Raw genomic sequence first — 1,712 nt, 5'->3', positions numbered from 1 at the left:
ATCGGTGTGCGGAAATACTCGATCGGCGTCTCGAAGTTGGGCGGCCGATAAGTCTTCTTGATCAGCGGCACCTTGCCTGGCAACGCGTACAGATGCTGTTCGGCAAGCGCACCAGCGGGAATCTCGGCGAATCCCAACGCAACCGAGCTGCCCACTTCGGCAGCCAAAATTGGCAGAGGTCTGAGCGCCGCGAGTGAGCCTGCTCCGGCAGCGCCCACCAGCAATTTGCGGCGCAATCCACACGCCAACTATCGCGCGATGGCCGTTGCGAACGAGGTTGCGCAAGATGATCCGGTCTTGGCTGCGTGCCGGGACTGACAATACGACGGAAAACGGGGAAGGGCGTGGAAGCAGATTGCGGTGCTGGGCGGGGACGATGATGGGCTTAGAAGTCTTGACTTTTGATCACGGGCGCTGGCACTACGCAGGTGCTGGCCGAATAGGTTATCCCGCCAACGTTGCGGGGCTCTCCTTATCAGATGGACGTCAGCCGAGTATCGAGCGCAAACCGCTCGTCGCTCTTGAGCGCAAAAAGTCCGGCCGCCGTTGCGGTGTTGATCAGCAGGTTCCACGAATGCTTGCTGACTACGCTCGGTACGATCACCAGAGGATGCGAAGCCAGCAGGGCATCGCCGAACTTCTGCTGGTTTGGGCTGACAGCTCCCGGATTCAGCCAGTGCGGGTTGGGTACGTCTGATGGCTGTATGACTTCGACGTGTGCGGCTGCGATGTCGATCGCCAACAACCGGTGAGGGACAGTGTCCAGCACGTTGAAACCCTTGTGGACGGCGACCTCCAGAATGGTGGTCGCCGGGTCAAGCGAGGCATAGATTATCCGCTGTCCAGGTGAAGACCATCGCCCGCCCACAAGGAAGGCACCCTCGGCCGTTGTCCATGTTGGAAAATGCTTCTCCCGCTCAAGTCGCCATACGAGCAGCCCGTTCGTGCCCAAACCGGCCGGCAATGGCGTCAAGAATACACCCCGTAATCCATGCGAGTGAGCAGCGTTTTCACGAGCTCCGCGCCTTCCGAGCTTTGCAACAGATCGATCGGACGGCGCTGGTCGAGCCCAATGGCGGGCGTGGAAAGCCAGTGCTCCGCTGCGTCCTTCGATCCCAGAACCTCGATTGCCTGTTCGGTGATCGACGCGAGTCGGATGAGCCGGTCGGTTGCGTTGCTGTCGAGCAGGCGGTCTTTGTCCTTGCCGCGCTGGAGAGTGCGTTCGCTAACGCCGATCGCTAGAAGCAGGGCGTCGCGCGCAATGACCTCGTACGCATCCATAATTTCTCGCGCAAGGACAATCGGCAGGCCGCGCGTCACGATGTCATGGGCCTGAAGCGGCGTCATGTCTGTGACCTTCGAAATGCCCTCGGCAATACGCTTTTCAGGGCTCGCAGTTTCCCGATAGTAAGTCGCGACACTCGACGTGATCCGGGTCTGCAAGGCTTGCAGCAAGCTGCGAAAAGGCGTGCCATTGCCTGATTGTCGAATTGACGGTTCCATGTTCATGCTCCGGTTCGCCACATGTCGCAACATTTTACGCCACTTGGCGGATGGCGTGCAATCCGTCGTGGCCTCGCCGACCGGATCGGTCACATCCCGTTCGCGGCCCTTTTGAACTTTACATAACGCAAATTATCAACATTTCTTGTGTAGGTCCCAAATAGAAATGTCGGGTTTCCGCTAAATAGAAATGTCGTGTTCCGGGTAGT

2 protein-coding genes and 1 pseudogene are annotated in these 1,712 nt (G+C 58.8%); all 3 read right to left on the bottom strand.

What is annotated here, in order from left to right:
- Positions 1 to 236: pseudogene (locus J8I87_RS43865) on the bottom strand (hypothetical protein); the annotation flags it as partial.
- A gap of 239 nt (positions 237 to 475) precedes the next feature.
- A complete protein-coding gene (locus J8I87_RS43860; RefSeq protein WP_209938879.1) occupies positions 476 to 973 on the bottom strand; it encodes an RES family NAD+ phosphorylase in 498 nt (165 codons plus the stop codon).
- Positions 970 to 1,503 (bottom strand): antitoxin Xre/MbcA/ParS toxin-binding domain-containing protein, encoded by a 534-nt coding sequence (locus J8I87_RS43855; RefSeq protein ID WP_209938878.1) that lies wholly within the window; start codon positions 1,501 to 1,503, stop codon positions 970 to 972. The genes J8I87_RS43860 and J8I87_RS43855 overlap by 4 nt, the downstream gene beginning before the upstream one ends.
- Positions 1,504 to 1,712: the final 209 nt, after the last annotated feature.

It is taken from the genome of Paraburkholderia sp. LEh10 (assembly GCF_017814945.1).
Lineage (GTDB): Bacteria > Pseudomonadota > Gammaproteobacteria > Burkholderiales > Burkholderiaceae > Paraburkholderia.
The sequence above is the reverse complement of the archived record's forward strand: the minus strand, read 5'-3'. Positions and strand labels throughout refer to the sequence as shown.